Consider the following 23,863-nt stretch of genomic DNA (forward strand, 5'->3'; position numbering starts at 1 on the left):
TTTTGTTTCGGCGAAAAGGTTTTAAGGCTGAAACCATCCAGTGAATAATGGTTTCAGCTTGCATGTTTCCCCCCTTTCTTTTTCTGTGGTAGTGTCTGGGATTTAAACCTGACGCCTCACTGCTTATCCTGACAGTATCGTCTTCACTTCCCAAAACTTTATAATACTATCGAGCTCTCATCATCATGACGGCAATATGTACGCCGAAAATTATAAAAGATTCGAACAACTTATAGACAAATTGCGAGAGTTTGAGGGTGTTATCCTCGTAGAGGGAATGCGAGACGAGGTGGCCTTACGAAAATTGGGGGTCGAAACGGAGATAATTAGACTTTCCCGCTTACCACTGGCGGAGATTGCTCTAATAGCCTCTCACTATCATGATGTCATGATATTGACAGATTTCGACAGAAAGGGTGAAGAGCTCGCAAAAAAACTAACCCGATATTTGGAAGGGTATAAGTGCAAAGTAGATACAGAAACACGAAGAGAGCTCAAAAAAATAGCAAAAAAAGACATTAAGGGCATTGAAGACTTGTACTCCCTTTACACCCGTGTTAGGAATCTCCGTTTCTGACCCCCAAAAGGAGGGGTATGGATTGAAGAGAAAAAAGACTACAATCCAGCAGATTTTGCTTGAAAAGCAAAGAATGTTAAAAAAGAAAGGAATAGAAGGTGATAGCATGGCTGCAAAGGATGATTTTGGAACAACAAAATATGTAATCCACGCAGAATTTGAAGCAAATGGAATTGTTGAAAGGCCTGATGTTGTAGGTGCTATTTTTGGGCAGACTGAAGGTTTACTTGGAGATGACCTGGACTTAAGGGAGCTTCAAAAAACTGGAAGGATAGGAAGGATCAAGGTTGACGTTCACACAAGAGCTGGAAAAAGTTATGGAACAATAACAATACCCTCTAGCTTGGATAGGGTAGAAACGGCAATACTAGCAGCTGCCCTAGAAACAATAGACAGGATAGGACCTTCTGAGGCCAGAATTAGGGTAATAAGAATCGAGGACGTCAGGGCAACGAAGAGAAAATACATCATAGAGAGAGCTAAAGAGATACTTGAGACCCTTATGGAGGAAGAAATTCCAGAAACACAAGAGATTACTGAAGAAGTTAAAAAGGAAGTCAGGGCTAAGGAGCTTATTGAATATGGTCCAGAAAAACTCCCGGCTGGCCCACATGTGCCGTTTTCAGATTCGATAATCGTTGTTGAAGGAAGGGCGGATGTGCTTAACCTTCTAAAACATGGAATCAAAAACGCCATAGCCGTTGAAGGAACTTCAGTGCCGGAGACGATAATAAAACTCAGCAAAGAGAGAATCGTAACCGCATTTACCGATGGAGATAGGGGAGGAGAGCTCATACTTAAAGAACTCCTTCAAGTTGCAGACATTGATTATGTTGCCAGAGCTCCAGAAGGAAAAGAAGTCGAGGAGCTGACAAAGAAAGAGATAATTAAGTCCCTAAGGAGCAAAGTTCCAGCAGAGCAGGTTATAAACGAGCTCTTTGCTAAAGGAAAGAGTTTCTACGAACTTGTTAAGGAGAGAGAACACCAAAAGGCTAGCCAGCCCCAACATGTAGAGCCAAAAATAGAAAAAGCCGTTGAACCTCAAAAAGAAACCATAAGAGAGACAAAAGTCGAAGTGAAACCTCCAGCAAGAGAAGAAAAGTTTGTAAAGCCAATACAGCCGCCTAAGGCTCCTGAGCTTGATGAATTTAAAGAGTGGATTGAAAAAGTGAAAAAAGATTCCACAGCAATTCTCCTAGATGAAAACAAGAACGTAATCGCAGAGATACCAGTGAGGGATCTACTTACCTCTCTAAACGACAAAGAAAATGTACACACAATAATATTTAACGGAATCATAACTCAGAGGCTAATAGACATAGTGAGTGAAAAGGGAATCAAGTACCTAATCGGAGCAAGAAAGAGCAATGTGGTTAGAAGGCCTATTGATCTTAAAATAATAACCTTTGCAGAGTGAAAGTTTCTTTTCTTTTTTAATATTGTACAATCTCTGCTTAAAACTTCTGACGAAGGTTAAAAAATAAAAAGAGTCACTTTTTGGCTCTCTGGAGCCTTGCTTCTTCAAAAGCCTTTGTCCATTTGAGCTTTCTTGGGTTCCTACCCATAAAGAAGTATCTTTCGCATTTTCTTGAGCAGAAGAAATAGACTCTCCCATCGTTTCTGACGTACATCTTCCCTGTTCCTGGCTCGAACTCTTTTCCGCAATATGAGCAGACATTCCATCTTGCCATTTACATCACCTTCTTGCTTTGATCTCTCTTGCTTCTCTTTCTGTCTCTCTGAGGATAACTATGTCACCGATTCTGACTGGTCCCTTAACGTTTCTTCTAATTACCCTACCCTTATCCATTCCTTCAAGAACGCGAACCTTTACTTGAGTAACCTCACCGGTAACTCCAGTCCTTCCTACAATTTCGATGACCTCTGCAGGGTATCCCTCATCTGACATCTCTCACACCTCTAATTCAATTATAATCATGAAAGCTCGCCTAGTTATGAGAGTGAGGAAAAGGGAGCTCACTTGGCGAGCTCCCTTACTTTCATCGCAATTTCCTCAACGAGTTCACGAGCCTTACCCGGCTCGATTATAGCAACACTTGCAGCTGGAACTTCAATACCAGCGGCAGCACCAAGTTCTTTTTTGCTTGGAACATAGATATAGGGAATCTCCTTCTCCTCACAGAGGGGTGGCAAGTGAGCAACGATCTCCTCCGGGTCAACATCTTCAGCGATTATTACAAGCTTTGCCTGGCCCCTCTCAACGGCTTTTGTTGTCTCGTTTGTACCCTTCCTAATTCTTCCAGTATCTCTTGCAATCTCAACAGCCTCAAGGGCTTTCTCAGCAAGCTCCTTTGGAACCTCAAACTTCACGTAACTTGGCTTTGCCATTTCACATCCCTCCAAACTTCATCGTTCATCGAGTCATCAAGTTAGGGAAGGATGCTTGCTTTTTAAATCTTTCCTTCCAAACTAGCAAAAATAAGAAAAGTAGCAAAAATCACCCCTCGTATATTATGTATTCTTTGTCTGCTATAAACACCGGTTCGACTCTTATTCCCCTTATTTCCACCTTATTTCCATATTCATTCTTGAGCTTCTCTATATAAGGCTGGATAACTTCTGGAAAGCTTGCTTGACCTTTGAAGTAAAGTTCCCTGTTTGATGTGCTTAAGCCACTGGCAATTTTTTCATAATGGATTATATCCATGTGAGGCTCAAATGCGGCTTTTGGATCATCCCTGTTTTCTCCCTCGGTTCTGATAAGATATATAACTGTAGCCCTAAGGTAAAGCTCTAAGTTGGAGTAGTCTTTTCTGAACCCAGCCCTTAACTCAAGTTCTCCACTTTGGCCATCGTTTAAAACTCTTATTGGGCTGACAAGCCTGCCATTTAATTTTGGAGCTTCTGTAAGGGCCCCAACGGGGCCTTTCTGCACAAGGACAAGCTGATACTTTGTAGCGTTTGGGACTTTGAGACTAACTTCTACCGGCGTCTCGTTTAAATGATCGATGTTAACGTTTTGCGCTATAATCTGCTCACTTATGAGCTTATCTCCATTGTAAGCCCTGAGCTTTATGGTGGCATCTTTAACGTCTCTTCCGAACGCTGATATGTAGAGCTTAGCCTTGTATTCCCCAGGAATAAGCTTTGACACTGGCATCCATGTATCATTCTTGTAAACTTCAATTCTATATACTCCAAATGGAACGAATTCATAAGTTGCCAGATCTCCAGTATTCTTTACAAGCCTAAAGTTTGAGAGCAACTTTTGTGCAAAATCTGCTTCAGAGCTGATAGGTATACCAAATGCAAGCTTTAGGAAGTTGCTTGCTGCAACTTTGTAGTAAACTGCCACTGCATAGTTGGGGAAGACATAAGCTGCATATGGAAAGTCTCCCTTTCCGTTTATGACTTCCCCAGTTTGCATGATTATTGTCTGCACTGGCTCCCCTTGTTGGTTACCCGCTACGATTATCGCCTTTTTCTGTCCTCCTTGTTCCACTATCTGAAGCTGAATGCCATATGGACTGTAAAAAGCATTATCACCTATTTTTTGAGTAAATGGAAGTATCATACCCCGATGATCTCTTTCGTCTCTTGTTATTGCCCCTCCAAGATAGCTTATGGCGTTAAATTTGGCCCAATCTTGAATCCAAGCAATGAAATAGTTAAGCTGCCAGCTCTCGAAGTCAACTTCACTTTTGCTGCCATCATTTGCCAAAAAGCGGGCAATTATATAGTCCCTGTCCCTTGCGTGACCACCGTCCGCACTTGCCCTCCTGTTTCCAAGGAGAGAGCTTTCAATCCAGTAACCGTAGTCCCACCAAGAAGTTGCCGTATCGTATTCGTTTGTGTTTTCTCTAAGCCATTTAAGGGTTTCTTCCCAGCTCGGGCTTACAGCTTCACCGCTAACCTTTGCCGAGTTGTAAGTTGTGTTTGCTCCCACTATTGGAATCGGAATAAAGAGGAGGACCAACAAGAAAGCATAGAGAGCTTTTGTTGAAACCTTTTCCTGCATATTCTCCACTATTTTAAAGAGCTCCCCCACGAGAATTCCAAAGGTTAGCAAAACTGCGCCTGAAGCAAGGAATAAAAACCTCACCGCTGTCCACATTAGGTATACTGAAAGTCCGTAAAACACCAAGAGGAACAAATTCTTTGCATCGACTTTGTTTTGGTTTAAGGCTTTCAAAAATCTAAACGCAACTATTGCAATTCCGACAAGTGAGAGGAGAAAGATTATCCCATCGGTTCCCTTGACCGAGTAATACCTCTGTATATCGTTCCATTCCGTCTTTGCAAGCTCTTGAACAGTTTCATAAACTTGAGTGGATTGGTATGCTCCACTCATAAGGGAAAAGAGCTTGGGGCCAACGTAAAGATAAGCTCCAGCAAAGCCTAGGAGTACTATCACTGCAACAACTCCAAACCTATGTGTTTTGTCGGAGTAATTTAGGTATCTGCCACCGTAGAGCATTATCGTCGTAAGTAGTGCCAGTCCAAGGAAAACTTCAAAGGCGAACTTTATGTGCCCTCCAACTCTTACAATTCCACTTGGAGTCAATGCGTAGCCAATGAACAATACTGCAACATAAACTGGGTAAAATTCCATGGCAAACTTCTTGACGTCTTCAACTTTTCCAAAAATAAATGATACAATCACGTACAAGCTTGCAAAGCCCAAGAGAACCATAAGACCAAATGGGGAGCCGTTCCATACTGAGAGCATCAAAACTCCAAAGAGCACAAATAGAGCGCCAAAAAGGGATTTTCTCTTGACCTCTGTGGCTTCAAGGTAGTAGAACATGAACAGAACTGCGTAGATGAAGAACATCAAAAACGGTCCATCTCCTCTGGCGTTTCCCGAGAAGGTTCTTGTCCAGTGGGCAACTGAAAACATCATCACCAAAGCTGCCCAAAGTCCTGCCCATTCTGAATGGAGTTTTCTCCCTAGGAGGTAAACTCCAACTATGCTGAAAAATCCAACAAGCGGAGGCCACATCTTGAAGACCTTTATCACTTCAAACCCAAATGCAGAGAGGAGCTTGTAGAGCAAAGCTGGAATTATGTACAAACCAAGGGGTTCCCCAATGAGAGAACCAAAGGGTGCGTCAGCCAAGGGGTAATACTTAGGAATCCACTCCTTTATCGCGAGCTTGTATATTTCAAAATGATAAAAGGTATCTGGATCTATGAAGTATTTTGTTTGCCCAGTTGCTGCTCTAATCTTGTAACCAATAAAAGCAACGATAACAACCACTATAGGGAAAAGGTAAAGCCTGATTTTTGAAAAATCTAAAGAGGAAGGCTTCTCACTCTTAGTTTTTGGTTTTTCCTTAACTTTTGTTTCAACCATTTATACCACCTCACTCTACGGTTACAGATTTTGCCAGATTTCTCGGCTTGTCGGGATCGTTACCCCTCAACACAGCCAGATGATAAGCAAGCAATTGAAGTGGTACTATATACACAATAGGACTTAAAAGCTCATCTATTTTTGGCATCTTCAAAAAGACTTCGCTAACTTTTTCCAGCTCTTCATTGTCTCCCAAGCTAATTACAAGCCCTTTTCTTGCGTTGACCTCCTGTATATTGGAGACCATCTTATCAAATGTCTTTCCGCTTGGGGCAATGGCAACAACTGGAACACCTTCTTCAATCAGAGCTAGGGGACCATGCTTAAGTTCTCCAGCAGAAAGACCCTCCGCATGGATATAGCTGATTTCCTTAAGCTTTAGAGCACCCTCAAGAGCTGTTGCAACGCTTATCCCCCGTCCTATGTAGAAGAAATCTCTTCTGTCTACCAGCTCATCAGCAAGGGATTTTATCTTGTTCTCATATCCAAGCACAGCCTCAATGTACCTCGGAAGTTCCAAAAGCTCAGCTTCTAGTTTCTTAAGATAATCCTCATCAACTCTGTTGAGTATCTTGGCTAGTGCTATTGCAAGCATTGTCAAAACGGTAAGCTGGGTTGTGTACGTCTTTGTTGCCGCTACCCCTATTTCTGGGCCTGCATGGGTGTATATTACAAGGTCGCTCAGCCTGGTAGCCATGCTCCCAACAACGTTAACAATGCTTAGAACTTTTGCGCCCTTCTTTTTAGCCAATCTTATTGCCGCCAGAGTGTCGGCAGTTTCCCCACTCTGAGTAATGGCGATTACAAGGGAATTCTCGTCAACTATGTCTTCAAACTCATACCTAAACTCACTAGCCTCCTCAACAAGGACAGGTTTGTTTGCCAGTCTTTGGAAGAGGTATTTCGCGGCAATTCCTGCATGATAAGAGGTCCCCATACCCACAACAAATATCTTCTCGTATTTGGCTATCTCCTTAGCAACTTGATCTATTGTTTCCAAGTTGCCGTAAATTGCTTCCTTTACAGCCTTTGGCTGTTCATGGATTTCCTTAAGCATGAAGTGGGGATAACCCTGCTTTTCAGCCATTTCAAGAGTCCAATTAATTTCGTGGATTTCTTTTTTCTTTTCTTTTCCTGTCCCAAGGTCTTTCACTGTGAATGCATCTTTGCTAACCACTGCATACTCTCCATCATCCAGGAACACAACTTTATTCGTGTAAGGTAAAAACGCAGGAATATCGGAGGCAGCAAACATCTCCCCGTTTCCGATTCCAAGGACGAGCGGACTTTCATTTCTCACAAAATATAGGCGTTCCTTATCTTCAGCATACATTATTCCAAGTGCAAATGAACCTCTAAGCTTTAACAACGCCTTGCGGAGGGCATCTTCAAAGGTAGATGAATCCTTTAAAGCTTCTTCAATTAGATGCGCTATCACTTCTGTATCAGTGTCGCTCTTGAACGTGTGCCCTTTTTTCTCAAGCTCGCTTCTAAGTTCAAGGTAGTTTTCAATTATTCCATTGTGAACAACCGCTATTTTTCCAGTACAATCGGTATGAGGATGGGCGTTGATATCGTTAGGAATCCCATGCGTTGCCCATCTCGTGTGCCCAATTCCCCTGTTGCCAGGCATTTCGTGAAGTTTAAGCTTTTCTTTAAGCTCATCTATTTTCCCGGCTCCTTTTTTTATAAAAAGCTCTCCCTGTTCAGTTACAATTCCAGCTGAGTCATATCCCCTGTATTCCAGTCTTTTAAGCCCTTCCACTAAAATTTCAGCAGCTTCCCTATCTCCAATATACCCGATTATACCGCACATTGTGCTGCCTCCGCTCTTTGTACTGTAAATCGTAATGGTTCAAACTAATTAAAAGGATTTCCATAAAACTGTTACCGCAACCGTTGTGTTCTTTACTCCGTTTCGGTGTTTCTTTTGAGATATTGTTCAAAACACTTTCTTTTGGTTTTTAAGCCCTGCAGTTATGACTAAGTATCAGAAGAAGCAGAATAGCACAAGAAAGGTTTCCAAAAAACCTATATATTCCAAACAACCTTAGTATCTTGGGTGGGTCAATGGAGAAAAAGCTGGATGAATTCATAAACGGTTCCATTAAAATAAGAAGCGAAAATAAAGCCAAAACCTCCAAGAAGAAGAGACTTAAATCAACCAAACTGGACAGGTTTCTACCTGATGAGCACATAAACTATTTTAAAGCCCTTCGCATCGGCTCAAAAAGGATACAGAGAGCAAAAATAGTCGAAATTCAGGAAGATTAATCGAGGGGCTCAGCTATTATTGCTTTGTCTTTGAATTTGAATAGGTAAGCCCTCTTCTCTCCTTTCAGACCTTGTTCAACTCTCCTTCTGAACTGCCAGTATTCTTTGTCAGGAATTGAAATCTTTAGGGTAACCCTGCCATATCCTTCCCTCTTTAAAAAGTCGTTTATTCTCACTGGATGGAAGTCGAGAACCTTTCTTACGATGTAGCGTCTCTTGAAGTATTCGCTGTTAACTTCTTCATCGCTTGTTGCGACTGCCCTGCGTTTTTCCCGAATGAGCATCCATAAGTTGCCCTTTACGGCATGGAAGAGCTCGTTTATTAGGTCAGCATAGTCAATGCTCTGCGGGATTTCATACAAATAATCTTTCACTTCTCCACTCCACTCGACGATGTTTTCAAGATTGGGGTTGCTTTCAAGTCTAACCCCCTTAGGAAGCATAACTGCAGAACGCTCTGCCTTAGCTAAGGGCTCAAAATAGAAAGTCAGCCTGTTGAGTGCTCCATATAAATCAATGTACTCAAATTCACCTCTCCACGGGACTTTTTCTCTCCTTATCTGAGGTGGGAGATCAAAGATAAAAGCATCGGTCTTGTGGTTATAAGCCTCATAAACTTCAAGAGGACTCGGGAGGAGATCCTCAAGTCTCCTTTCAGGCATCTCCGGAGGTCTTGCGGGATCGGAGAATACTACATCAGCATCTATCTGATCAACAACTTCCTTACTTAAGCTGTCCCCATGAATGAAGGTTATTTTATCTTTAACACCATATTTCTCGGCATTTTTCATTGCGTAGAAGAGCTTTTTCTCATCGATGTCTATAGCATAGGCTTTTTCTGCATATTTTGCGAAGAATATCAGCTGGATTCCAACTCCACAGCTCACATCTGCTATGCTTTTTGGTTTGACTCTCTTTGCCCTATATTCAGCCACAACCTCGTGAGTGGCATACCTAAGGCCTTCCAAGTCCATCCACAGATCAGTTCTTGAGAACTTATCCTTTGCCCTTATCCTTGCCCTCGCTATCTCGATTATCTCGTCAGCTTTTTCTCTAGGAAGTCTCGCCCGTATTTTTCTCTCGTCTAGACCTCGCTTTATCATCTCAACAGTTTGCTCAATAAGCGCTTCCATCTCTTCCATTCTCTCACCGTTGTTCCATTTTCATTCAATTTTTAAAGGTTTATGGGAAATAATTTAAAGATGGCGGGTGAAACTTAGTGGGGGAGAGTATGAACCTTAGAAAGAAGCTTTATTTTGTAGCAGTGGCTGCAATAATAGTTGGAACCTTCTGGTACTCATATGAGAAAGCTTCCAGTTCAGAGCTCTATGACTACATTGGAGATGAGGTATGGTACATCCCAGCAGCTAGGAACGTTCTCCACAAGCTTGGAGCTGAACTTCATTACGTAAACGATACAACAAATTCAGAAGGGGTGAATATAATTGCAAGTGGAGAAATTATTAAGGGGCATGTAAAAGTCTCTGCTTTTGGATTTGAATTCACGAGACCTTATACGAGAAACGTAAACCTTCAAACGCCAGCAATTCTCTCAAAGTTGGGAATAAGAGTAGAATTCATACCCTTAAACAAAACCCCATCTTCTGATTTTGGTGAGATCAAATTTAAAATTGAAACAATAGCGAGAAAATACAACTACACTTATTACAAGCCTTATTCTAATTTTGACGGTATTTACTATGAAATCCCCCGCGAAAACCTCAAAGCCTTCATAGAAGAAGTCAAAAGTATAGAAGGAGTTGAAATCGTAAAGGGGTTCCGCTATCCTGATAAGGAGAACATCCAAAACTACCTGAACACGGAGCATCCATTTTTGGGGAAGGATATAATAATGCTTGGAATGCTGATAGAGGACAAGCCTATCTTCTGGCGTTTGCCAGGGCTGATAGAACACGCTATAATAAACATTCTCGTCTTCTTAGCTGCATATAAAATCTCAAAGAGTTATCTTGCAGCTTTCATAGCGTTGATATTTTCTGCCTTTGATCCCCTCCTATACGCAACGTCCCTTGCTGCAATGCTTGATATACACGTGGCGTTCTTCACTGCGGTTTTCATGTACTTCCTGATCTCTGAGAAATACAATTCAAGCGGTCTTTCCATAGGTCTCGCTGCAGCCACAAAACTAAACGGTGCCTTTCCTTACCCAGTTTTGCTCATGAAAAGCTTAAGGGATAAAATTAGAATTAGGGAGATTCTGCTCTCGGCACTTATTTTACCTGCCCTCGGATTTTTACTACCACAGATTACGATAATAAAGGCAATAGGATTCTTCCCATGGCTTTCTGAGTTCATTGGAAGCTTTGGATGGCATCTCAGTTACAAAGGAGATCACCCGGCGAATTCACCTTTCTGGGAGTGGTTCCTAAGCCTTAAGCCATTTCCCTTTCACTACAACCCAGATATCTTCGCGGCAACAGACCCAATTTTGATGCTCTCTATGGTAGTGTTTATATTCGCAATTCCCTATGCTGCGACAAGAAGAAGAAAGCTTTTGGTGCCTTTTGGGATATTCTGGAGCACAATAGCTTTTTATGCTCTCCAGTGGATTTTAGGTGGAAAAACCCAGTTCAGCTTTTATGCCACTCCGTTAGTTCCTCCGGGAGCGGTGACACTTGGGGTAATGGCATACGACATAATAAAGTGGGAGTACTTCGAAAGGTCTATCAGAATGTACTGGGAGTGGATGAGAAGCATCTCAACATGGATAAAGGAAACCTTCGAAAGGATTAAGGCTTTTTTAAGAAGTCCAAGATAGTGGGCTGAGTCTTTTTAGCTTTTAGTTTTTCTTCTATCTTTCTAAGGGTCTTCCAGCTTTTCCTCACTATTGGGGGGAATTCCCCATGAGCCTTGTAATACTCCTCCAGAAACCTCCTTGTAATTGGATCACTTGGATATCCTGAGCCTATCTCCCCATAAACCTCCTTGAGCTTCTCTATTGCCCTGTCACGAGTAACTTTAGCTAGTATTGATGCAGCAGCCACTGGAATGTACTTTGAATCTGCCTTATGTTCGGCGATTATCTTTGGAGAGAAGGAAAGCCTTTCGCCTATAATGTCACCAAAGCGCTTTTCCTTGACATCAGCCGCATCTATGTAGAGCACATCCGGCTTAACTTTAAGGGAGTTCAACGCTTTGGCAAACTTTTCAATTTCAAGCTCGTTCATTGTACCATCTCTGCTGTCTATCTCCTCTGGGGAAAGCTGAATGATAACGTGGTCATCAACTATCCGCACAATCTCCTCAAATAGCTCTTCTCTTCTTTTTGGTGTTAGCTTTTTTGAATCTTTGACTCCCAAAGCTTCAAGCTCCTGCATACGGGATTCATCGACAACAACCGCTGCAATTACAAGAGGGCCTATAACTGGTCCCCTGCCGGCTTCATCTATTCCTCCCAGCTTCATATCCCTACCTCCTCAAGACTAAGAACCCATAGACAAGCCCTAGCATTATCGTAGCTATTCCGCTTGGAGGGATGTCTGTTAAGTAAGCTAGCACTATCGAGAGTATCTGCACTAAGAGAGTTAAACCTAAGCTTATTCCAAGAATCTTTCTCAAGTCATTGCTGAGCATCATGGCTATTGTACCTGGCAAAACCGCCACAACTTGGAGGGTTATCAATCCAACGGTTCTAACTATTAACGCACCAGTAGCGCCCACGAGAACGTAGAGCAAAGTGAGATAAAACCTCGCATTACCCGAATAGGTCTCAAGTCCCTCAGCATCGAAACTGACGTATAGGAAATCACGGTAAAATGCAAGCATCACAAAGAATATCAAGGCACCTCCCAAGACCAAAAACATCAAGTCGTTGAGTGTTATCAGAAAAAGCTCCCCAGTTAAATAGGATACTATGCTTTGGGAGAGGGCAAAGTAGGGTCTGTTCGCCATAACCTTATACAGAACTCCAAAAGCCAGTACGGTAGAGCCAGCTATAAAGCTCGCTATTACTCCTATTGCAGTGTCACTGCTAAATCCTCTATTTTCGAGAAGAGCTATTAAGATAACAACAAAAATCGTGATTATTAGAGCCACCCACAGAATCAGAGAAAAGTTTGAAAATATCAGCCCCAGTATCATTCCCAAAACAGCTCCAAAGAGCAAGGAGTGGAAAGTAGCATGGGTAAGAAAAGCTAAGCCCTTCATGTTTATCAGGGGACTCAGCATACCCAGTAAAACGCTGACCATTACACCACCTAAGAGAGCCCTGAGCAAGTACTCGGGGATCAAACTTCTCCCCTCCCGTGAAGGTGAACGTCTCCTATAAAGCAGTACATTCTCTTCCCCACTCTAACCGCTTTGGACAGAGGTCCGTAGACTTTGGTTATAATTTCATCCCTAAGAACTTCTTCTGGAGCTCCAAAGGCTATAAGTCTTCTATTGATAAGCATTATCTTATCCCCTATTTCCGTTAATGGATTAGGATCATGAGTTGTTATTATCATCGTTAACCCCATCTCGCGCTTTATTTTTGCAAGGACGGAAACCACCTCAACCCTGGCACTGGGGTCTAGGGCAGACAACGGCTCGTCCAAAAGGAGAAGTTGGGGTTTCGAAACGAGTGCTCTGGCCAATAGAACCCTCTGCTTTTGTCCACCGCTAAGCTCTGCAAACCTTTTGTTTTTTATCTCTCCAAGTCCCACGAACTCCAAGGCTTCTTCAGCTTCTTTTAGGATTGACCTCGGAATATTGAAGTGAATGAGACCCTTTTTGTAGAGAGCCCCCATTGCAACTACTTCAATAGCCTTCAAAGGCACACGTTCGTTTAAAGAATGACTCTGGGGAACATATGAGATTAAATCCTTCACTTCAACAGGGGGCTTTCCAAAAACAAGAAGCTTGCCTTCATAGGATTTATGAAGCCCTGCAATCGTTCTAAGAAGACTTGTTTTTCCTGCACCATTTGGACCCAGCAAAAGAAGAGTCTCTCCACTATCCAGCTTAAAAGTGATATCTTCAACTGCTTTATAGTTGTCGTAGTAAATTGTTAGGTTTTCAGCTAGTATCAATTTCTCACCCACAATTAGGGTTCCCTAAAAAATTTAAAAATGTTACTATTAAAGTCCAAAAGCCCCTTTAATTCCGTTGATTACAAGTTGAACGGCCATTGAAGCCAGTATAAGCCCCATCATTCTTGTAATAAGCCTTATGCCAACCCTACCAAGTCTCCGCTGCACTTTTTCTGCAGACATGAGCACCATGTAAACTGAAAGACTTGCCACAAAAATCGCAAGAATCACGGCTATTTTTCCCAAATAGTCGCTGTTTTTTGCCATATGTATCATCACAGTTGTTATTGAACCCGGACCAGAGATCAAAGGAATTGCCAAGGGAATTATGGCAATCTCGCTTAAACTTACAGCCTCTTCCTCCTCTTCATGGGTTATTTTTATAGTAGAGAGACTACCACTTAACATTTCCAATGCCATTCTGAAGAGCAAAATTCCTCCTGCGATTGCAAATGCATCTATTGTGGAGCCAAAAAATTTGAATATCCACTCTCCTAAGAGTGCAAAGGTTATCAAGGTTATAAAAACGGCCACTGATGTTCTCTTTGCCAGACTGATCCTTCCTTCATAAGATCTGCAGTGCTGGGCAATAGAAAGAAACACCGGGACAGCTCCAATGGGGTTCATCACTGCAAAAAGAGTTCCAAATACATAAAGAAATGTCTTAAAAAACAAGAACATTTTCACTCACCAAAAATTTTCTCCAGCATCCATTTTTCATCAAAGGGCATTAAATCGCCATATCCTTGACCAACTCCAACAAAAAGTATTGGCGCGCCAATGGCATGGGCTATGCTTAATGCGGCACCTCCCCTTGCATCTGCGTCAAGCTTTGTTAGAATAACTCCGTCAATCCTAACCGCCTCATTAAACTGCCTCGCCTGCTCTATTATCGCATTTCCAGCAAGTGCATCTCCTACAAATATAACAAGATCCGGCTTTGTAACCCTGACTATTTTTTTCATTTCATCCATGAGATTTCTGTTAAGCTCGTTTCTTCCGGCTGTATCAACTAAAACCACGTCGATTCCTCTCGCTTTTGCATGCTCTATGGCATCGTAAGCCACAGCAGCTGGATCAGATTTGTAACCGTGTTTAATGAGCTTAACCCCCACTCTCTTCGCATGTTCCTCTACCTGCTCTATTGCTCCTGCCCTAAAGGTATCGCTAGCGGCTATAACAACGCTTAAGCCATTTTTCTTAAGCCAGTTGGCAAGCTTAGCTATTGTAGTGGTTTTTCCACTTCCGTTAAAGCCAACAAAAACTATCACGAACGGCTTTTCTTTTTTTGATTTGATCTTCTCTAGGAGGTCTATGTGTCTTTCAGGTGTTAAAACTTCAAGAACAGCCTCTTTAACAGCTTTTTCTACAATATCCCTCTTATTTGTGCCTATTTTAACCTTTTGTCCAACAAGCTTCTGTTTTATTTTTTCCTTAAGCTCATCTACAACTTCTAAAGCCACATCCGCCTCTAAAAGCTCCAACTCAAGATCCCAGAGTGCATTCTCAACGTCTTTTTCGCTTATTTCGGTTTGAGCAACCTTGTCAACAAATGAGCTTAATTTTTCCTTGAGTTTCCCAAACATTTGCCCTCACCGGGGTTATGATCACTAAACGAATTTATAAATATGAGCCTCAGCGATAGCTGGTTACATCACATCTCAGCTCCGAAACCGTTCTTCATCGGCTATTGAGCATTACGCTTTGCCACTTAAGGACTTTTTGATAGGCAACCAAAGGAAATATAAAAGAGTATCGACAAACTAAGAGAGGGGAGGTAAATTGATCAGGGCTTTTGTAAACGGAAAAATATACGTCTCTTTTAAGCCAATAAAAATTGTAAAAGCGATTGTGGTAGCCAACGAAAAGATTATTTACGCAGGAGAGAGCGAGAAAGCCCAAAAAATTGCCAAAGAGCTTGGAGGAGAAGTAGTAGATTTAGGCGGAAAAACTGTTCTGCCGGGCTTTATTGATTCACACATGCATCTAAACTCCCTTGGACAATCTTTGAAAATGCTCAATTTAAAGGGAACAAAAAGCATAGAGGAACTAAAGACGAAGCTCAAAGGATACGCAGAAAAAACAAGCACAAGCTGGATTCTTGGCTTTGGATGGGATCAGGAAGAACTCGGAAGATACCCTACGAGAGAAGATTTAGATGAAGTTGTTAATGACAAACCGGTGCTTTTGTATAGAACCTGCTTCCATGCAGCTGTACTGAACACGAAAGCTATAGAAATTGTAGGTTTGGAAAAGGATGAAGACGCAGACCCTGAAACCGGGATAATAAAAGAAAACGCCCTAGAAAAGGTGAGAGAGGTTATCAACAAAACTTTAACGCTCGACGACTACAAACACTTTATCGAAGAAGGGGCCAAGTTCGTTCTTTCTCAGGGCGTCACGGCTGTTGGTTTTGTGAGTGTAAATGAGAAAAGCCTCAGGGCTCTCGTAGAGTTAGACAGCGAAGGAAGGCTTCCCATTAGAGTTTTTGTGTATCTGAACCCCTCCCTTCTCAAGGAGCTAAAGGGCTTGGGGCTTACTAAAAAGGTTGGAAGTAATAGGGTAAAGATCATGGGAATAAAAGTTCTTGCAGATGGGAGCCTCGGAGCTAGAACGGCATGGCTTTCCAAGCCCTATGCAGACGCTTCAACAACTGGGCATCCTAACATAAGCAAGGAAGAGCTTGAAGAAATAGTGAGAGAAGCCCATAAGCTGAATCTCCAGATGGCTGTCCATGCAATAGGTGATAAAACAACTGATATGGTCTTAGACGTTTATGAAAAATTCAAGAGTGAGAGAAACCGTATAGAACACGCATCAATTTTGAGGGAAGATCAAATAAAAAGGATGAAAGAGCTTGGGGTTGTTGCCTCGGTTCAGCCGAGGTTCGTAATAAGCGACTGGTGGGCAGTGAAGAGGGTCGGAAAAGAGAGAGCAAAGTGGATTTACCCCTTCAAGAGCATGCTTGAGCAAATTGTGATAGGCTTTGGAACTGATGCACCAATAGAGCCCGTAAATCCATGGGAAACAATCTACGCTGCAGTCACCAGAGGAAAATTTGAGAATGTTGAGACCTATCACTATACAAAAGAAGAATGCCTATCCCTAGAGGAAAGCCTCCACAGCTACACATATGGCTCAGCTTACATAATGCATGCCGAAAATGAGCTTGGAAGCCTCGAAGAGGGCAAATTCGGAGACTTCATTGTAGTGGACAGAAATCCGTTTGAAGTTGAAGAGAAAGGGTTGAAGAACATAAAGGTTCTCGAGGTCTACGTAGGAGGTTCAAAGTATTATTAGCTCCCTTTCGGCGTTTGTAAGCCTCTTTCCTTTTTTCTCCACAACCACATCGTCTTCTATTCTCACGCCTCCTAGATTGGGGATGTAAATGCCCGGCTCAATGGTAAACGTCATGCCGCGCTCAAGAATCCGATTATTTGTTTGGCTTATATAGGGCTCTTCATGCACTTCAAGCCCAAGCCCATGCCCCGTTCTGTGGATAAAGTACTCTCCATAACCTTTCTCGGATATGTACTCTCTCGCTGCTTTGTCAACTTCCTTTGCCTTTATTCCCTCGCGGACACTCTGAAAAGCTCTTTCTTGAGCTTCTTTGACAACCTCATAGATTTCTTTGAGCTTTTCATTCGGGTGGCCTATGGCTATAGTTCTCGTAATATCGGAACAGTATCCTTTATATCTTGCCCCAAAGTCAAGTATCACGAAGTCTCCGGGTCTTATTTCTCTGTTACCCGGCGTATGGTGAGGATTTGCAGCGTTTTTCCCAGAAGCTACTATAGGAGAGAAAGAGACACCGTCTGCCAGTTCTCTAATGAGAAACTCAATTTCCAGTGCAACCTGCTTTTCACTCTTCTCAATCAATTCCCTGCTTATTATTTCGTAGAAAACTTTATCTGCAATTTCAGCAGCTTTCTTCATCAGGCGTAGTTCCTTTTCGTCTTTGCGCATTCTTAGTTCTCTTGTAATACCACTCAGCGGATAGAGAGTGTAATCTTCCAAAAGCCGCTCAATGTGGATTAGAAAGCTTGCTCTCATCGTATCTTCCACCAGAATCTTACCGCTCTTCAAATTCAGAGAAGTTAACACTCTTTCAAGGATTTCATAGGGGTTCTCTTCATCACTCCAGAATACTGAATTTTCCCACTCAACCTCATTTTCATAGAGCTTGGGTGCTATTAGAACGCTTTCTCCTTCTTTATTGACTACAAGGAGAAAAAGCCTTTCTTCAGTTGCTTGAGGAGCCATTCCAGTCAGGTAATAGAGGTTGCTACTGGGAGTTATTAATGCACCGTCATAATCATATTCCCTGAGGAGTCCTAGGAATTTCTCCATTCTATTCACATATACCACCATAGAGAAACTTGCGAGCAAAATTTATAAGGTCTCTCCCAAAAGTTCCCTTGGATGCCCCGGTGGCCTAGTCTGGATAGGGCGCGAGGCTGCGGACCTCGAGGTCCGGGGTTCAAATCCCCGCCGGGGCGCCACATCTTTGTTCTTGAACAACCCGTACTTAAAAGGTAAACCAAAAATTTTTAAATAACTCTTGGTAATTAAAATACAGAACGTTTCTCACCCACTAGAACACAGCACTGTTTTGACGGGAGGTGATAGCAGTGATAGAGGATGCACTTATACTCTACCTGCTCAGCAATGCAAGGACTAAACAAGAGAGGAGAAAGAAAAGAAAGTTCTTGTCCTCTTGATCCCCTAAATTTCGAAAAGCTTAAATACCTCTTTTAGTAAATTAAAGTTAGAAAAAATTGAGGGGGTGATAAGATGACATACGTGGCAGTATTGGCAAACATCAATGGGAACTTCCCTGCCCTTGTAAAAGCCCTCGGAAGAATTGAGGAGCTTAAGGAAGAAGGTTATGACATTGAAAAATACTACATCCTCGGAAATATAGTTGGGTTGTTCCCCTATCCAAAGGAAGTTCTCGATGTTCTCGATGATCTGATGAAGGACAACCATGTAAAGATAATTCGCGGAGAATTCGACCAGATAATAGCTATGAGCGATCCACACGCTGAAGGGCCAGATTACATCGACGAACTTGCCCTTGAGCCATACATAAAAGAGGCATTAAAATACACATGGGAGAAGCTTGGCCATGAAGGAAGGGAGTTCATAAGAGATTTGCCTATATATCTAGTTGACAAAATAGGCAAGAACGACATTTTCGGAGTTTATGGAAGCCCATTAAATCCCTTCGAGGGTAAGGTTCTTCCAGAACAGCCCACCTCATATTATGAAGCCGTCATGAGACCGGTAAAAGACTACGAACTTCTATTAGTAGCATCCCCAAAACTCCCCGTTAATGCCATGACGAGGTACGGAAGGGTAGTATGCCCCGGTAGCATTGGATTCCCACCAGGAAAAGAGCATAAGGCAACTTTTGCCCTCATAAATGTTGACAATCTGCACACAAAATTCGTAGAAGTTGAATATGACAAGAAAATCATAGAGGACAAAATCAAAGCAGAAGGATTGCCAGAGGAGCTCATTAAAATCCTCTATCACGGAAAGGTTTAAAGAGCTTGAACACCCTTTTTATTTCTTTTCTGAACATTCCAACGTATACTACAAAAACCAACAGCAAGAGAGTTTTTGATAGGAATATCGTGAACTGCAGTAAAACAGCCACAACAAATTGAGCATAAGAGGTGAACGAAACCCCTAACTTCTTGTTTGCTACGATTGATGTGCCAATTAGTATCGAGAGATATCCTAAAAAGAGCCCGGAGACAGTTCCATATTCTTCAAAGGAACTTATCAAAAGCAACCAAGCAACGAGAGAAACCACAGCGCCCAAGAGTGCAATGATAGTCCCTTCTTTCACATACCTTGTTGAATTCAGTGCTACTATGCTGGGGTTATAGGCAATATACGTTTCTACAGCTATAAGAGCTAGGTAGAACTCACTGCCCAGACTAAACCCAAAGAGGAGCGACAAAATCTCCCTACCTACAAGTAGAAGGAGAAAAATCACCAAAGCCACTAAAAGGGATAGCAACTTTGTAGATTCCTCGGCAAGCCACTTTACATATTCCATCTCATCTTTTCCGTATTTATAGGAATACAGAGGCATTATCGCTGATTGAAACACCTGGGGCATGTAAGTCAACAAAAATGCCGCAGAGAGCGAGGCGGAAACCACACCGGCAACTTTGGGAGAAGCAAGCCTCTCGCTTAGAAAATACGGAGCTTGGACAAGAAAAACTCCTGAAATTGTTCCAAGGAATGCAAAGCTGGAATACCTTAGGAGAATTTTAAAAGTCTCGGAGGTAGGTTTTCCAAAGAGCTTTTCTTTAAGGAGATATAAAAACCCGAAGAGAACTACACCAGAAAGAAGGCTGATATAGGGTAGATAATAGTTTTCCGACAGAAATCCGCCAATAAATAGCACAAACGCTCCCAGCATTGCATAAGCGTAAATCTCACCTCGATGGAGACCATAAATAAAGCTACGAAACGTTAACTGAAGCGCCCTTAAAACCGCCAGAAGGGCCAAATAAAAGTTGAAGGGAATTAAAACCAAGCCAATAAAAGGAAAAGAAAATCCCAACGTTGCTATGGATTTTATTTTTTCTATTTCCCCTTTTCCCAGAAACTCGGAGGCGTACTTCCCCAAAGCAACAGCAAAAAAGCTTAACGGAATGGCCAATAAGAACGCCTGCGATATGAGTGAATTCACTTTTCCCAGAACTTCAACGCCAAATCTTCTTGAGATAACTATGCTGTAGATAAGCCTGCTGAGACCAAAGAGGGCAAGAGCCACTATACTAGCTATCGAATGCCGTAACATGACCTTCTTCTCGTAACTCATGAAAGAAAAATAAATAGAGCAGAATTTAACCTTTGCGGAACCCTAAATAGAAGCCTGCAACAAATGCTCCAGTACCTGGTAAAATCCCCACTACTTTATCGGCCAAAGTTAAAGTTGAGGTAGTTGCGCTTTCTGCAAGGTTGAAGAGAGCATCGGTGTTTATTGTTATAACTCCTTTTTGCTGAAGCCAGAAGAGACTCAACAGATATGCACCTATCAAGGTAAGCACTATTTTTATGAACTTTTTAAGCGCATAACCTGTTATAAAGCCAACAACGGCTCCAATTCCCATATCTCCCATTATTCCACCAAAGTCAAGGTTCATGGTGGCTCACCATTTGTTTTTGAGTTTTTGCAATTAAAACCCTTTTGCTTTTGGATTTTATAGCGACAAAATGTTTAAATTATATGAAAACCCAATATTTATAAAGCATAAAAGTTTTAAAGATGAATAATATGTATCATTGAGGGTGATATATATGACAACTCCTATGGAGAGACTTAAAGAGAAGATGACAAAGGAAGTTCTGTGGATTTACATACTGAGATTGCTAAAAGACAGGCCTATGTACGCATATGAACTCAAAAATGAAATAAGAGAGAGATTTGGATTTGAGCCCGCTACTGTAAGTAGCTATGTGGTGCTTTACAAGCTTGAACACGATGGATACGTCACTTCAGAATGGCACGAAAGCGAAACCGGAAAACCCTCAAGGAAATACTACAAGCTTACAGAAAAGGGAGAAAAACTCCTCGAAGATGGAATAAAATTTATAGAAGAAACATTAAACAAGCTTAAGTAGTTCTAACGTCCTGCTCCTCCTCTTGGTTCTTTAGCTTTTGGCCTTAGTCCCTTGTATCCGCACTTCCTGCACTTCTCTGCTTTCCATGGGTTAGTGGCACCGCATCTCATACATATGTACTTCCTAAATATTCTTGCCTCAGCTTCAGGAAACCTCGCCATTTTAATCCCTCCATGATCTTGACTGTGTTCACTTACAAGCATTTCTTTTTAAGCTTTACCTTTTTTGAATTACCGAAAGCTTTTTATTCGAACTTTGCTCTTTCACTTATGAGCGGGGGTGCCCGAGCCTGGCCAAAGGGGCCGGACTTAAGATCCGGTGCCGTAGGGCTACGCGGGTTCGAATCCCGTCCCCCGCACCATATCTGAAAAAAGCGGACTTTTTTAAGAAAATTTTAACCAAAAAAACAAATAGAAAACTTATGGACTTACTCAACAGAGGCAAAGTACTCCTGGAGTTCTTGGGCTTTAATTGAAAGTGTTTTTCCATGCTCATTGAAGTTTATTGACTTGACAACTCTAAAGGTAATCTCTCCCTCTTCTAGTTTAACTTCAAAAACCCTACTTGCGATCTCTTCCGCCTCTTGAACAATATCTTCTCTGATGATGCCCGTGTTCATAAACACAACTCCTGTGCTTTTCTCATATCCCAAAAGCGGTCTAACCATGCTCCCGAAAAATGCCTCCAACGTTGCCGGGTCTTCTGATAAGAGCTTTATGAGTTTTTCAGTTCCGAGTCCTATTCTAACAAAGTAATCATGCTTCTCTGCAAGCTGTTTTAGTATTTTAACAAATTCATTTTTCATGACAGAGGGTTCTAAGGTTAAGGAAATTCTCTCGAGTACGCTTCCAGTAGTTATTGCCCCACCAAGTTTTATTACCTGCGCCTCATCAATCAACTTGGTGTTTATTCCAGCAAATTTCAAATGAGCTTTGAGCACGTGAAGTTGATCCGCTATGTCTATTATGATGAAGGGAATGTTCTCTTTCTTTAAATACCGCAGGAGGAGGTAAACTACTAAATGAATTGGCTCGCTTGAGGTGTACTCAACGAGAATCAGCTCTCCCCTTTGAATTGTTTTATTGTATTCAAATACCGTCTCTTCAAACTTTTTGGACATCACAATCATCCCCAGCTCTCTGTTCTATTAAGAAATTTAGGTAACTTAAGGTTAAAAATTTTTCCAAACATGCCTTCAAAGGTTTGAATTTCGTACAACCAGATTAAAGATATTCCAGAAATTTGCAGAGAGTTCGAGACTTCGAGATAGAAACGTGTAAAGAGGATAAAGTTTAATAAGTTCAAGATACAAACTAAAAATATTCGTGAGAAGCTTTTTATAGTTCCACAACTACTCATATATAGGATGAATTATTTCAATTTTCAATTTTAAGAATGTTCATATGACAAAATCCAACAGGAGAGTGAGAAACATGGAAACTTTTGAGAGAGATGTTTTCAATCAGCTTAGAAAAATAAGAAGGGGAGAAGACGTTTTGGTGGAATATACCTCTTCCGAACCAATCCATCTTATATTCTGTACCGCCATTAACTATGCAAAGCAGAGCAATACTAAGGTGCTTCTGGTGGATATACTCGACCAGCTCCACCTCTTAAAGGCTCATCTTGAGCTTGCAGGTATTGACTCGTCTTTTATAGAAAACCTGCCGGTAATTAAGTTTGGTGGAGTTATGAAAACGGGCAAAATCCTCAAGAGGATAGAGCTAAAAAGCGAGATCTCCATATGGAGAGAGCAGTATCTGGAAGCCCTCACGGAGTTTCAAAGAGAAGAAGAGAGCGAATTCGCTATAAGAATTGTTGTGGGAATAGAGAAACTCATAAGGCTCTATGAAGATGATCCCAGAGCATTGGAAACGTTTTTCGGAACAATAATACGGCCTTTCCTTGGGGATGAGAAGAGAGTGCTGGTGACGTTGGTTAACACATCCCTCCTAAACGAAGAAATTCTCCAGGAGTTCAGAGAGCACTCAAGCAGAAGCTTCCTCGTTCAGCTATCGGAAAAGAGGATACACTTCCAAGTAATAAGGTCAGTTGATTTTGAGGATTATGGAAAAACCTTCAGCATCGAAGCTCAAGAGCTCCAAGATTCTCTAATTAAATTAAAAAGAGGTTAAAGCTTCCTCAAACTTGGGAACCAGTACTTTTTGCCCTTCTTCTCTTTTTCCTCGTCCCATTCGTGTAGAATTTTGACAGCTTCGCTTGCAACTAATGCCGCCTCCCTTTCTCCGGCTTTTCCAAACTCATTGGTTATTCGGTTCGCAAAAACCGCACAAACGCAACCTGCCCTAAGACCATAGATGTTCGCGAGGGTGTAAAGGGTAGCCGCTTCCATCTCAAAGTTCGTAACTTTAGCCTGCCTCAGGTCGTCTATGAGGTGCTTCGCAAAGCTCGGGAAGTAGCCATTTAACCCGGGCCTTGCTTGACCCACATAAAAGCTGTCAGTAGAGGCTGTAATTCCAACGTGGTATCTAACTCCCAATGTTTCCGCAGCTTCGATTAAGGCTAAGGTAACCTCAATATCGGCGCTTGCTGGGTATTCAACTCTAACATACTGCTTCGACGTCCCTTCAAGTCTAACAGCTGCTTTCGCTATTATCAAATCACCAATCTCTATCCCGGGCTGGATTGCTCCCGTCGAGCCTACCCTAATGAAAGTGTCAGCGCCTATTGCTGCTAATTCCTCTATTGCTATTGCCGTTGAAGGCCCTCCTATTCCCGTTGAGGTTACGCTTATAGGAACGCCTTTATACTTACCCGTGTGGGTTCTGTACTCCCTGTGGAATGCTATTTCCTTTGCTTCATCCCACAGAGAGCTTATCTTGGGCACCCTCTCAGGATCACCTGGGAGGAGAACGTAGCGAGCAACATCACCGGGCTTACAGGCTATGTGGTATTGGTACCCCTCTTCCGTTTGAGGCCTATCAGCGGGCATAAACTTTTTCATTTCCCTCACCCCCACATGAATTTTGGAAAAGGGATATATAAATGAAATCCCTA

24 protein-coding genes, 2 tRNA genes and 1 pseudogene are annotated in these 23,863 nt (G+C 42.1%); 10 read left to right on the forward strand and 17 right to left on the reverse strand.

Annotated elements, in window-relative coordinates; genetic code table 11:
• Positions 1 to 196: 196 nt before the first annotated feature.
• Together NF859_RS00650 and dnaG are read left to right on the forward strand one after the other, a co-directional pair.
• Positions 197 to 593, forward strand: a pseudogene (locus tag NF859_RS00650) (toprim domain-containing protein); the annotation flags it as partial.
• Between the two features lie 6 nt (positions 594 to 599).
• Positions 600 to 1,994 carry a DNA primase DnaG gene (gene dnaG / locus NF859_RS00655; RefSeq protein WP_252742611.1) on the forward strand — a complete coding sequence of 465 codons (1,395 nt, stop codon included), beginning with the start codon at positions 600 to 602 and terminating at the stop codon, positions 1,992 to 1,994.
• A 73-nt stretch (positions 1,995 to 2,067) separates the two neighbouring features.
• On the opposite strand, the gene NF859_RS00660 is transcribed toward dnaG, so the two are convergent.
• The 5 genes from NF859_RS00660 to glmS form a co-directional block, all read right to left on the reverse strand.
• Positions 2,068 to 2,268 carry a 50S ribosomal protein L24e gene (locus NF859_RS00660; protein ID WP_004067239.1) on the reverse strand — a complete coding sequence of 67 codons (201 nt, stop codon included), beginning with the start codon at positions 2,266 to 2,268 and terminating at the stop codon, positions 2,068 to 2,070.
• Between the two features lie 5 nt (positions 2,269 to 2,273).
• Complete coding sequence (locus NF859_RS00665; RefSeq protein WP_004067238.1) at positions 2,274 to 2,486, reverse strand: 30S ribosomal protein S28e; 213 nt, start codon at positions 2,484 to 2,486, stop codon at positions 2,274 to 2,276.
• A gap of 68 nt (positions 2,487 to 2,554) precedes the next feature.
• Positions 2,555 to 2,926, reverse strand: a complete 372-nt coding sequence (gene rpl7ae, locus NF859_RS00670) for a 50S ribosomal protein L7Ae (protein ID WP_004067237.1) — start codon at positions 2,924 to 2,926, stop codon at positions 2,555 to 2,557.
• Positions 2,927 to 3,035: 109 nt separating this feature from the next.
• A complete protein-coding gene (locus tag NF859_RS00675) occupies positions 3,036 to 5,894 on the reverse strand; it encodes a peptide transporter (RefSeq protein ID WP_252742567.1) in 2,859 nt (952 codons plus the stop codon).
• Positions 5,895 to 5,904: 10 nt separating this feature from the next.
• Positions 5,905 to 7,710, reverse strand: coding sequence for a glutamine--fructose-6-phosphate transaminase (isomerizing) (gene glmS / locus NF859_RS00680; RefSeq protein WP_252742568.1), 1,806 nt, complete (start codon positions 7,708 to 7,710; stop codon positions 5,905 to 5,907).
• 254 nt (positions 7,711 to 7,964) lie between these two features.
• Between glmS and NF859_RS00685 the strand changes: the two genes are divergently transcribed.
• Positions 7,965 to 8,168 (forward strand): PCNA-inhibitor, encoded by a 204-nt coding sequence (locus NF859_RS00685; RefSeq protein WP_252742569.1) that lies wholly within the window; start codon positions 7,965 to 7,967, stop codon positions 8,166 to 8,168.
• Here the strand turns inward: NF859_RS00685 and NF859_RS00690 are convergent.
• The gene (locus tag NF859_RS00690) at positions 8,165 to 9,310 is read right to left on the reverse strand and encodes a methyltransferase domain-containing protein (RefSeq protein WP_252742570.1); all 1,146 of its coding nucleotides are present in this window, start codon (positions 9,308 to 9,310) and stop codon (positions 8,165 to 8,167) included. The genes NF859_RS00685 and NF859_RS00690 overlap by 4 nt on opposite strands.
• 89 nt (positions 9,311 to 9,399) lie before the next feature.
• On the opposite strand from NF859_RS00690, the gene NF859_RS00695 reads away from it, so the two are divergent.
• Positions 9,400 to 10,947 (forward strand): dolichyl-phosphate-mannose--protein mannosyltransferase, encoded by a 1,548-nt coding sequence (locus NF859_RS00695; protein ID WP_252742571.1) that lies wholly within the window; start codon positions 9,400 to 9,402, stop codon positions 10,945 to 10,947.
• On the opposite strand, the gene rnhB is transcribed toward NF859_RS00695, so the two are convergent.
• Genes rnhB through ftsY form a run of 5 tightly spaced genes read right to left on the reverse strand, consistent with a single transcriptional unit; the run spans position 10,919 to position 14,784 of the window.
• The gene (rnhB, locus tag NF859_RS00700) at positions 10,919 to 11,593 is read right to left on the reverse strand and encodes a ribonuclease HII (RefSeq protein WP_252742572.1); all 675 of its coding nucleotides are present in this window, start codon (positions 11,591 to 11,593) and stop codon (positions 10,919 to 10,921) included. The genes NF859_RS00695 and rnhB overlap by 29 nt on opposite strands.
• Positions 11,594 to 11,597: 4 nt before the next feature.
• Positions 11,598 to 12,419: a metal ABC transporter permease gene (locus tag NF859_RS00705; protein ID WP_252742573.1), complete on the reverse strand. Its 822-nt coding sequence runs from the start codon at positions 12,417 to 12,419 to the stop codon at positions 11,598 to 11,600.
• Positions 12,416 to 13,210 carry a metal ABC transporter ATP-binding protein gene (locus NF859_RS00710; RefSeq protein WP_252742574.1) on the reverse strand — a complete coding sequence of 265 codons (795 nt, stop codon included), beginning with the start codon at positions 13,208 to 13,210 and terminating at the stop codon, positions 12,416 to 12,418. Before NF859_RS00710 ends, NF859_RS00705 begins: the two co-directional genes overlap by 4 nt.
• Positions 13,211 to 13,246: 36 nt before the next feature.
• Positions 13,247 to 13,879 carry a neutral amino acid NAAT transporter SnatA gene (gene snatA / locus NF859_RS00715; protein ID WP_252742575.1) on the reverse strand — a complete coding sequence of 211 codons (633 nt, stop codon included), beginning with the start codon at positions 13,877 to 13,879 and terminating at the stop codon, positions 13,247 to 13,249.
• Between the two features lie 2 nt (positions 13,880 to 13,881).
• Positions 13,882 to 14,784 carry a signal recognition particle-docking protein FtsY gene (ftsY, locus tag NF859_RS00720; protein ID WP_252742576.1) on the reverse strand — a complete coding sequence of 301 codons (903 nt, stop codon included), beginning with the start codon at positions 14,782 to 14,784 and terminating at the stop codon, positions 13,882 to 13,884.
• 196 nt (positions 14,785 to 14,980) lie between these two features.
• Here ftsY and NF859_RS00725 point away from each other — a divergent pair, with 196 nt between their 5' ends.
• Positions 14,981 to 16,498 carry an amidohydrolase gene (locus NF859_RS00725; RefSeq protein WP_289846366.1) on the forward strand — a complete coding sequence of 506 codons (1,518 nt, stop codon included), beginning with the start codon at positions 14,981 to 14,983 and terminating at the stop codon, positions 16,496 to 16,498.
• Here the strand turns inward: NF859_RS00725 and NF859_RS00730 are convergent.
• A complete protein-coding gene (locus tag NF859_RS00730) occupies positions 16,484 to 17,548 on the reverse strand; it encodes a M24 family metallopeptidase (RefSeq protein WP_252742613.1) in 1,065 nt (354 codons plus the stop codon). The two genes, NF859_RS00725 and NF859_RS00730, sit on opposite strands and share 15 nt — an antisense overlap.
• A gap of 74 nt (positions 17,549 to 17,622) precedes the next feature.
• Between NF859_RS00730 and NF859_RS00735 the strand changes: the two genes are divergently transcribed.
• Together NF859_RS00735 and NF859_RS00740 are read left to right on the forward strand one after the other, a co-directional pair.
• A tRNA-Arg gene (locus tag NF859_RS00735) sits at positions 17,623 to 17,700 on the forward strand.
• 292 nt (positions 17,701 to 17,992) lie between these two features.
• The gene (locus tag NF859_RS00740; RefSeq protein ID WP_252742577.1) at positions 17,993 to 18,748 is read left to right on the forward strand and encodes a metallophosphoesterase family protein; all 756 of its coding nucleotides are present in this window, start codon (positions 17,993 to 17,995) and stop codon (positions 18,746 to 18,748) included.
• Here NF859_RS00740 and NF859_RS00745 read toward each other — a convergent pair.
• The gene (locus tag NF859_RS00745) at positions 18,720 to 20,042 is read right to left on the reverse strand and encodes a lipopolysaccharide biosynthesis protein (RefSeq protein ID WP_252742578.1); all 1,323 of its coding nucleotides are present in this window, start codon (positions 20,040 to 20,042) and stop codon (positions 18,720 to 18,722) included. The two genes, NF859_RS00740 and NF859_RS00745, sit on opposite strands and share 29 nt — an antisense overlap.
• Positions 20,043 to 20,067: 25 nt before the next feature.
• Entirely contained in the window at positions 20,068 to 20,367 is a 300-nt protein-coding gene (locus tag NF859_RS00750; RefSeq protein ID WP_252742579.1) for an FUN14 domain-containing protein, read from the reverse strand.
• A 154-nt stretch (positions 20,368 to 20,521) separates the two neighbouring features.
• Between NF859_RS00750 and NF859_RS00755 the strand changes: the two genes are divergently transcribed.
• On the forward strand, positions 20,522 to 20,845 hold the full coding sequence (locus NF859_RS00755) for a PadR family transcriptional regulator (protein ID WP_087036713.1): 324 nt from the start codon (positions 20,522 to 20,524) through the stop codon (positions 20,843 to 20,845).
• 2 nt (positions 20,846 to 20,847) lie between these two features.
• Here the strand turns inward: NF859_RS00755 and NF859_RS00760 are convergent, their stop codons facing one another.
• The gene (locus NF859_RS00760) at positions 20,848 to 21,006 is read right to left on the reverse strand and encodes a 50S ribosomal protein L40e (RefSeq protein ID WP_004068056.1); all 159 of its coding nucleotides are present in this window, start codon (positions 21,004 to 21,006) and stop codon (positions 20,848 to 20,850) included.
• 112 nt (positions 21,007 to 21,118) lie between these two features.
• Between NF859_RS00760 and NF859_RS00765 the strand changes: the two genes are divergently transcribed.
• Positions 21,119 to 21,206 (forward strand) — tRNA-Leu (locus NF859_RS00765).
• A 66-nt stretch (positions 21,207 to 21,272) separates the two neighbouring features.
• Here NF859_RS00765 and NF859_RS00770 read toward each other — a convergent pair.
• Complete coding sequence (locus NF859_RS00770; protein WP_252742580.1) at positions 21,273 to 21,965, reverse strand: DUF257 family protein; 693 nt, start codon at positions 21,963 to 21,965, stop codon at positions 21,273 to 21,275.
• Positions 21,966 to 22,278: 313 nt separating this feature from the next.
• Here NF859_RS00770 and NF859_RS00775 point away from each other — a divergent pair, with 313 nt between their 5' ends.
• Positions 22,279 to 22,980, forward strand: coding sequence for a DUF257 family protein (locus NF859_RS00775; protein WP_252742581.1), 702 nt, complete (start codon positions 22,279 to 22,281; stop codon positions 22,978 to 22,980).
• On the opposite strand, the gene udp is transcribed toward NF859_RS00775, so the two are convergent.
• Positions 22,977 to 23,810, reverse strand: a complete 834-nt coding sequence (udp, locus tag NF859_RS00780) for a uridine phosphorylase (RefSeq protein WP_252742582.1) — start codon at positions 23,808 to 23,810, stop codon at positions 22,977 to 22,979. The genes NF859_RS00775 and udp overlap by 4 nt on opposite strands.
• Positions 23,811 to 23,863: the final 53 nt, after the last annotated feature.

Origin of the sequence: Thermococcus alcaliphilus (assembly GCF_024054535.1) — an archaeon.
GTDB lineage: Archaea > Methanobacteriota_B > Thermococci > Thermococcales > Thermococcaceae > Thermococcus_A > Thermococcus_A alcaliphilus.

Coding starts and splice junctions, on each gene's coding strand:
- NF859_RS00660 (WP_004067239.1), bottom strand. CDS start 2,268: ATGGCAAGATGGAATGTCTGCTCATATTGCGGAAAAGAGTTCGAGCCA.
- NF859_RS00665 (WP_004067238.1), bottom strand. CDS start 2,486: ATGTCAGATGAGGGATACCCTGCAGAGGTCATCGAAATTGTAGGAAGG.
- rpl7ae (WP_004067237.1), bottom strand. CDS start 2,926: ATGGCAAAGCCAAGTTACGTGAAGTTTGAGGTTCCAAAGGAGCTTGCT.
- NF859_RS00675 (WP_252742567.1), bottom strand. CDS start 5,894: ATGGTTGAAACAAAAGTTAAGGAAAAACCAAAAACTAAGAGTGAGAAG.
- glmS (WP_252742568.1), bottom strand. CDS start 7,710: ATGTGCGGTATAATCGGGTATATTGGAGATAGGGAAGCTGCTGAAATT.
- NF859_RS00685 (WP_252742569.1), top strand. CDS start 7,965: ATGGAGAAAAAGCTGGATGAATTCATAAACGGTTCCATTAAAATAAGA.
- NF859_RS00690 (WP_252742570.1), bottom strand. CDS start 9,310: ATGGAAGAGATGGAAGCGCTTATTGAGCAAACTGTTGAGATGATAAAG.
- NF859_RS00695 (WP_252742571.1), top strand. CDS start 9,400: ATGAACCTTAGAAAGAAGCTTTATTTTGTAGCAGTGGCTGCAATAATA.
- rnhB (WP_252742572.1), bottom strand. CDS start 11,593: ATGAAGCTGGGAGGAATAGATGAAGCCGGCAGGGGACCAGTTATAGGC.
- snatA (WP_252742575.1), bottom strand. CDS start 13,879: ATGTTCTTGTTTTTTAAGACATTTCTTTATGTATTTGGAACTCTTTTT.
- ftsY (WP_252742576.1), bottom strand. CDS start 14,784: ATGTTTGGGAAACTCAAGGAAAAATTAAGCTCATTTGTTGACAAGGTT.
- NF859_RS00730 (WP_252742613.1), bottom strand. CDS start 17,548: ATGGAGAAATTCCTAGGACTCCTCAGGGAATATGATTATGACGGTGCA.
- NF859_RS00740 (WP_252742577.1), top strand. CDS start 17,993: ATGACATACGTGGCAGTATTGGCAAACATCAATGGGAACTTCCCTGCC.
- NF859_RS00745 (WP_252742578.1), bottom strand. CDS start 20,042: ATGAGTTACGAGAAGAAGGTCATGTTACGGCATTCGATAGCTAGTATA.
- NF859_RS00750 (WP_252742579.1), bottom strand. CDS start 20,367: ATGAACCTTGACTTTGGTGGAATAATGGGAGATATGGGAATTGGAGCC.
- NF859_RS00755 (WP_087036713.1), top strand. CDS start 20,522: ATGACAACTCCTATGGAGAGACTTAAAGAGAAGATGACAAAGGAAGTT.
- NF859_RS00760 (WP_004068056.1), bottom strand. CDS start 21,006: ATGGCGAGGTTTCCTGAAGCTGAGGCAAGAATATTTAGGAAGTACATA.
- NF859_RS00770 (WP_252742580.1), bottom strand. CDS start 21,965: ATGTCCAAAAAGTTTGAAGAGACGGTATTTGAATACAATAAAACAATT.
- NF859_RS00775 (WP_252742581.1), top strand. CDS start 22,279: ATGGAAACTTTTGAGAGAGATGTTTTCAATCAGCTTAGAAAAATAAGA.
- udp (WP_252742582.1), bottom strand. CDS start 23,810: ATGAAAAAGTTTATGCCCGCTGATAGGCCTCAAACGGAAGAGGGGTAC.